The organism is Sphingomonas sp. UBA978, assembly GCF_002292295.1.
In the GTDB taxonomy this organism is placed as follows: domain Bacteria; phylum Pseudomonadota; class Alphaproteobacteria; order Sphingomonadales; family Sphingomonadaceae; genus Sphingomonas.
This window is the reverse complement of record NZ_DBBS01000013.1, coordinates 119,581-125,649: the sequence shown is the minus strand read 5'-3', so window position 1 is coordinate 125,649 and position 6,069 is coordinate 119,581. Positions and strand designations below refer to the sequence as shown.

8 protein-coding genes are annotated in these 6,069 nt (G+C 71.1%); 6 read left to right on the top strand and 2 right to left on the bottom strand.

Translation table 11 applies throughout. The features are described from left to right. Nucleotides 1–458 precede the first annotated feature (458 nt). The 6 genes from B2515_RS06490 to B2515_RS06465 all read left to right on the top strand — a co-directional run bounded on the left by B2515_RS06490 (nt 459) and on the right by B2515_RS06465 (nt 4,263). A complete protein-coding gene (locus B2515_RS06490) occupies nt 459–1,139 on the top strand; it encodes a queuosine precursor transporter (RefSeq protein WP_293874997.1) in 681 nt (226 codons plus the stop codon). Between the two features lie 56 nt (nt 1,140–1,195). Then, entirely contained in the window at nt 1,196–2,095 is a 900-nt protein-coding gene (gene argB, locus B2515_RS06485) for an acetylglutamate kinase (RefSeq protein ID WP_293874995.1), read from the top strand. 69 nt (nt 2,096–2,164) lie between these two features. Beyond that, nucleotides 2,165–2,476: a YggT family protein gene (locus tag B2515_RS06480; protein ID WP_293874993.1), complete on the top strand. Its 312-nt coding sequence runs from the start codon at nt 2,165–2,167 to the stop codon at nt 2,474–2,476. Between the two features lie 4 nt (nt 2,477–2,480). Beyond that, nucleotides 2,481–2,783 carry a DUF167 family protein gene (locus B2515_RS06475; RefSeq protein WP_293874991.1) on the top strand — a complete coding sequence of 101 codons (303 nt, stop codon included), beginning with the start codon at nt 2,481–2,483 and terminating at the stop codon, nt 2,781–2,783. After that, nucleotides 2,780–3,646 carry a bifunctional methylenetetrahydrofolate dehydrogenase/methenyltetrahydrofolate cyclohydrolase FolD gene (gene folD, locus B2515_RS06470; RefSeq protein ID WP_293874989.1) on the top strand — a complete coding sequence of 289 codons (867 nt, stop codon included), beginning with the start codon at nt 2,780–2,782 and terminating at the stop codon, nt 3,644–3,646. Before B2515_RS06475 ends, folD begins: the two co-directional genes overlap by 4 nt. Continuing rightward, a complete protein-coding gene (locus tag B2515_RS06465; RefSeq protein ID WP_293874987.1) occupies nt 3,643–4,263 on the top strand; it encodes a MarC family protein in 621 nt (206 codons plus the stop codon). The genes folD and B2515_RS06465 overlap by 4 nt, the downstream gene beginning before the upstream one ends. Before the next feature lie 163 nt (nt 4,264–4,426). Here B2515_RS06465 and B2515_RS06460 read toward each other — a convergent pair whose 3' ends face one another. Together B2515_RS06460 and B2515_RS06455 are read right to left on the bottom strand one after the other, a co-directional pair. Beyond that, entirely contained in the window at nt 4,427–5,389 is a 963-nt protein-coding gene (locus tag B2515_RS06460; RefSeq protein WP_293874985.1) for a hypothetical protein, read from the bottom strand. After that, nucleotides 5,386–6,069 (bottom strand): uroporphyrinogen-III synthase, encoded by a 684-nt coding sequence (locus B2515_RS06455; protein ID WP_293874983.1) that lies wholly within the window; start codon nt 6,067–6,069, stop codon nt 5,386–5,388. Before B2515_RS06455 ends, B2515_RS06460 begins: the two co-directional genes overlap by 4 nt.

Here is a 6,069-nt window from a genome sequence, read left to right as displayed (position 1 = left end):
GGCTGAACATCACAGTTGCCCCCCGGACGCTCCGTCATGCGGGACTCGTTCCGGCATCCACGGTGCCGCAAGATCGATAGAAGGTGGTTTGCGGAGCGGTTGACCCCGGAACCGGTCCGGGGTGACGAAGCGCATCCTGAAACCTTCGCCCTTTCGAACGCTGGATGTCGCTCCGTCCTCTATGGGGCCGACATTCAAAACCGGGGTCATCGGTGTTGGCAGAAACAGATATGGTTCGCGCGGAGGCGCGGAGGACGCGGAGGTGTTGCGTGCGCCGCATCGGAGCGCGTCCATCGCACCATGGGGATGGCAGGCTTACGCTGCCACGTGCGGTGCACCTCTGCGTCCTCCGCGCCTCTGTGCGAACCCGATCACTCCCTGGCCAAGCCCCGTCGCGGAAGCTTGCGGGGGGAGCAGAAGTATTTGCCCGCAGCAGGAAACCCGCTAGCGTTCCAGCGATGGATACCCCCGCCCGCGCCGTTCCGCGCTCGCTCTTCGCGTTTTCGATCTTCTACGGCGGCATGGTCTGCATCGCGGGCGTGCTCGGCAACAAGCAGGTCGCGCTGGGGCCGCTCTCCGCGCTGGGGCCGGTGTTCGGCGTCGGCCCGCTTGCGGTGGAGGCGGGGATCTTCGCCTTCCTGCTCCTCGTCGTCGTGTCGAGCGCGGTCGCCGAGCTGCACGGCGGCAAGACCGCCAACAGGCTGGTATTGTTCGGGTTCGTGCCGCTGATCGTGTCGATCCTGCTGTCGTGGATCGTCCATCTGCTGCCCGCCTCGCCCGACATGCAGCCCGCCAATCGCGACGCGATCCAGCTGATCCTCGGCGCGACGTGGCGGATCTGGTTCGGCGGCATCGTCGCCTATGGCATCTCGCAGACGCTCAACGTCACGATCTTCTCGTGGCTGAAGGGGCGCGAGGGGGCGAGCCTGTTGTGGCTGCGCGCCGGCATCGCCAGCATGCTCAGCCAGATCGTCGACACCTTCCTGTTCGCGACCATCGCCTTCTATGGCGTGTTCCCGATCGGCGAGCTGCTGATCGGGCAGATGATCGCCAAGGTGACGCTGTCGGCGCTGCTGGTGCCGCCGCTGATCTACCTGTTCGTCGCGCTGGGCCGGCGGCTGGATCGCGCGCCGCTCTGATCCCCGGGCGACGCCGGGCTTTGAAGCCGGATGATCCGCGGTTAAAGGCGCAGGCCATGACCGACTCCACCGCCACCGCCGCGCTGCTCGCCAAGGCCGAAACGCTGACCGAGGCGCTGCCCTATCTGCAACGCTATGCCGGCCAGACCTTCGTCGTGAAATACGGCGGCCATGCGATGGGCGATCCCGAGCTGGCGCGCGATTTCGCCGAGGACGTCGTGCTGCTCAAAGCGGTCGGCATCAATCCGGTCGTCGTCCATGGCGGCGGGCCGCAGATCGGCGCGATGCTCAAGCGGCTCGGCGTCGAATCGCGCTTCGTCGACGGCCTGCGCGTCACCGACGCGGAAACCGCGCGGATCGCGGAGATGGTGCTGGCCGGATCGATCAACAAGGAAATCGTCGCCTGGATCGGCCAGGCCGGCGGCCGCGCCGTCGGCATCTCGGGCAAGGACGCCAATCTGGTCACCGCGGTGAAGGTCGGCCGCGACACGCCCGACACGTTGCAGGGCATCGAGCGCCACGTCGACCTCGGCTTCGTCGGCGAGCCGGTCGCGGTCGACCGGACGATCCTCGACACGCTGTCGGGCAGCGGCATCATCCCGGTGGTCGCGCCGATCGCCTCCGGCGCGGACGGCCACACCTACAATATCAACGCCGACACGATGGCGGGCGCGATCGCCGCGGCGATCGGCGCCTCGCGCTTCTTCCTGCTGACCGACGTCGCCGGCGTGCTCGACAAGGACAAGGTGCTGCTGACCGACCTCGACCCCGCGCGCATCGCGGCGCTGAAGGCGGACGGGACCATCTCGGGCGGGATGATCCCCAAGGTCGAGACCTGCGTCGCCGCGGTCGAGGCGGGCGTCGATGCCGCGGTGATCCTCGACGGGCGCGTGCCGCATGCGATGCTGCTCGAGATCTTTACCTCGGCCGGCGCGGGGACATTGGTCCACGCGTAAGGCGCCCCTGTTCCCGGGCGTGCAGAACCGCTACGTCCGATCCGAACCCTGAACCCCGGAGCTTGCCGCGTGATCGCGCTTACCCTCATCCAGATCATCCAGGTGCTGCTGAACGTGGTCTGGTGGATCATCATGGTCCAGTTCGTGCTGTCGCTGCTGATCGTGTTCAACGTCATCAACACCTCGAACAATTTCGTCAGCTCGCTGCACTACGGCCTCGACCGGCTGACCGAGCCGCTCTACCGGCCGCTGCGCCGGGTGCTGCCCAACATCAGCGGTATCGATCTCGCGCCGCTGGTCGTGCTCGTCACCATCCGCATCCTCGACAGCATCATCCTGCCCAATATCGCCGTCAGCCTGATGGCGAACGGCGCGATCTGATCCGGTGCCGGCCTGGACGGAGCGGGACGACGGCATCGTCCTCGCCGTCCGGGTGACGCCGCGCGCCGGCCGCGACCTGCTGGCGGCCGGGACCGATGCCCATGTCGTCGCCCGGCTCGCGGCGGCGCCGGTCGACGGCAAGGCCAATGCCGCGCTGGTCGCGCTCGTCGCCGCCGCATTCGCCGTGCCGAAACGCGCCGTGACGCTGATCGGCGGGGATACCGCGCGGCTGAAGCGACTGCATATCGCCGGCGATCCGCACATGCTGGCGAAGATCGCGGCCGGTCGCTATGAGGCCGCGGCATGACCGCCACGATCATCGACGGCAAGGCGCATGCCCTCGCCCTGCGCACCCGCATCGCCACCCATGTCGCCACCTTTCGCGCGGCGGCCGGCCGCGCCCCCGGCCTCGCCGTCGTGCTGGTCGGCGAGGACCCCGCCTCCGCCGTCTATGTCCGCAACAAGGGCAAGGCGACGCGCGACGCCGGCATGGAAAGCTTCGAGCATCGCCTGCCCGCGGACACCGATTCCGCCACCTTGCTCGCGCTGGTCGCGCGGCTGAACGCCGATCCGACGGTCGACGGCATCCTCGTCCAGCTGCCCTTGCCCGCGCATATCGATGCGCAGGCGGTGCTGCTCGGCATCGATCCCGACAAGGACGTCGACGGCTTCCACCCGGTCAACGCCGGCCGGCTGGCGATCGGCGCCGAGGGCTTCGTGCCGTGCACGCCGCTGGGCTGCCTGATGCTGCTCCAGGATGTGCATCCGCGGCTGGCCGGGCTGGAGGCGGTGGTGGTCGGCCGCTCCAACATCGTCGGCAAGCCGATGGCGCAATTGCTGCTCCAGCAGAGCTGCACCGTCACCATCGTCCACAGCCGCACCCGCGACGTCGCCGCGCATACCCGCGCCGCCGACATCCTCGTCGCCGCGGTCGGCATCCCGCAATTCATCAAGGGCGACTGGATCAAGCCGGGGGCGACCGTGATCGACGTCGGCATCAACCGCACCGACGCGGGGCTGGTCGGCGACGTCGACTTCGCCCCGGCGCGCGAGATCGCGGGCGCAGTCACGCCGGTGCCGGGCGGGGTCGGGCCGATGACCATCGCCTGCCTGATCCGCAACACCTATGTCTCCGCCTGCCGCCGCGAGCGGGTCGAGGCGGGGCTGTGATCGAACTCTTCGTCTCGTCGCTCATCACCTTCTTCGTGGTGATCGACCCGCCCGGCTGCGCGCCCATCTATGCCGGCCTGTCGGCGGGCGCGTCGACGGCGCAGCGGCGGGCGATGGCGATCCGCGCGGTCGGCGTCGCCACCGCGATCCTGCTGGTGTTCGCGCTGGTCGGCGAGGACCTGTTGCGCGGGCTCGGCATCAGCCTGGCCAGCTTCCGCATCGCCGGCGGCATCATGCTGTTCCTGATCGCGCTCGAAATGGTGTTCGAGAAGCGCACCCAGCGCCGCGAGGATCGCGCCGCCGAGGTCGCCGCCGATCCCGAGGTGGAGGACGTGTCGATCTTTCCGATGGCGATGCCGATGATCGCCGGCCCCGGTTCGATCGCGACCGTCATGCTGCTGATGGCGCGCACCAGCGGGGTCGAGGCGACGTTGGTCGTGCTGGCGGCGATGGCGACGATCCTGTTGCTGACGCTCGCCGCGCTGCTCGCCGCCGGGCCGCTGATGCGCCTGCTCGGCACCCGGATCGAGGCGGTCATCACCCGTCTGCTCGGCGTGCTGCTCGCCGCGCTCGCGGTGCAGTTCGTGATGGACGGGTTGCAGGTCAGCCTGCGCTAGGGCGGGGCTGCACGGCGCCGCGAACGTCGTCCGTGCTTCGCTTCGCTGTGCCCGCAACTGGCGGGACGAGGAATGCCGTCGCCGAGGCGATCGCAACACCGCTGCGCCCTCCGCGCCTCCGCGCGACCATCACGCAGCCGAACGGCGACGGCGCCCCCGACGCCTACATCCCGACCGAGGTCGTCTCTTCCGCGTTCGACACCGTATCCGGCATCGCGGGTAGCTCGGCCGCCGGGGCGGGGGCGTTGGCGGTGACCGGCGGCTTGCTCGCCTGTCCCATGATCGCGGCATTCTCGATCACGTCGAGCGCGCGGCGCGACAGGACGTAGCGTTCGGCCGCCTGCATCCAGTTGCCCGCATCGCCCGCGCCGGGCAGCCGTGCGACCTCCGCCCGGGCCGCCTCGACCTGGCCGCTGTCGAGCAGGCGCCGTGCGCGCGCCAGCCGGTCGACCGGGCGCGGCGAGGGGGTGCCCGCCTCGCGCAGCACGACCAGCCCGGCGAATTCGCGGCGCAGGCTGGTCAGCCAGCCGTCGCCGCTCGCGGTCGACAGGCCGGGGGCGATCGCGTCCAGCCCCTGGCGCAGATCCTCCAGCGTCACCGGCTGCCGCGCCGCCTCGCTCACATAGGTGACCGCGCGCGGCTGTACCCGGCCGAAGCGATTGCGCAGCTGCTCCTCGAGATAGCCGAGGCCCATGCCGCGATCGAGCGCGCGCCGCGCGGCGAAGGCGATCAGCATCCCCTCCGCGCGCCCCGCCTGTGCCGCCGCCGCCGCGGCATCGCTGGTGACCGCCGCGGTCCGCGCCTCGAGAGCGGTCAGCTGCCCGGCCAAAGTCGCCTCGCGCGAGGCGAGCGCGGCGGGATCGAGCGCGGCGTTGACCGGCTCGCCGCTGGCGTTGAGCGGTTGCGCAGGATTGAAGCCGGTCGGTTCGGGACGCACCTTGCGTGCCGCCGCCGCCTCCTGCGCCGCGGAGCTGCCGCCCAGCCACGTCACCCGCTTCATCAGATAGCCGGTCAGCACCGCCCCGGCGACGAAGGCCAGCGCGATGATCGCCAGGAACACGCCGGTTCGCGGCCCGCGCGTACGCGCCGCCCCACGCTCCCGGTCGATCGGCACATAATCGGTCATGGCCTCTTATCCCCGGCCCCCGCGGCCCGGTCAATCGCCCGTTCGAGCGCGCCCGCGCAGAGCGCGGCATCGGTCGGCGTTCCCGCGACGAGCGTCAGGCCCCAGCCGTCGCCCGCCGCCGCCCGCACCGCGTCGCTCAACGCCGCGATTCCGGTCTCCCGACGGGCCGCGGGGAGCAAGGCCGCGACCCGCGTCGCCGCCCGCACCGAATGGAGCAGCACGATCCGGCCGCGCGCCGCCGCCGCGAACGCCGCCCCGTCGGTCGTCACATCGGCGCTGGCATAGACGATCACCGTCGGGTGGCCGCTGTCGACATGCTCGCGACCGGCGAGGTGGAGTGGTCGCGCCAGCCCCGCCGCGTGCCCGGCCGCCAGCGCTTCGACGACGCCGCTCGCGCCGACCGCGGCGACGCGCAGGCCGGCCGCACGTGCCACCGCCGCCGTCTCCGCGCCGACCGCGATCACCGGCAGCGCCGCCAGCCGCGCGAGGCCCGCGCCTGCCAGCCGCACCGCATTGGCACTCGTCACCAGCAGCGCGTCATGCGCGGCCGGGTCGGGTACGTCCCATGCCACCGGCTGCGCGGCGAACAGCGGCCAGGCCAGCACGTCGCCGCCGCCCGCCCGCAACCGCGCGACGGTGCGCGCATTGCCGGGTTCGGGCCGCACCACGATCAGCCCCAT

Excerpts from the sequence above, each read along its gene's own strand:
- B2515_RS06490 (WP_293874997.1), top strand. The coding sequence starts at position 459 with ATGGATACCCCCGCCCGCGCCGTTCCGCGCTCGCTCTTCGCGTTTTCG.
- B2515_RS06460 (WP_293874985.1), bottom strand. The coding sequence starts at position 5,389 with ATGACCGATTATGTGCCGATCGACCGGGAGCGTGGGGCGGCGCGTACG.
- argB (WP_293874995.1), top strand. The coding sequence starts at position 1,196 with ATGACCGACTCCACCGCCACCGCCGCGCTGCTCGCCAAGGCCGAAACG.
- folD (WP_293874989.1), top strand. The coding sequence starts at position 2,780 with ATGACCGCCACGATCATCGACGGCAAGGCGCATGCCCTCGCCCTGCGC.
- B2515_RS06455 (WP_293874983.1), bottom strand. The coding sequence starts at position 6,069 with ATGGGGCTGATCGTGGTGCGGCCCGAACCCGGCAATGCGCGCACCGTC.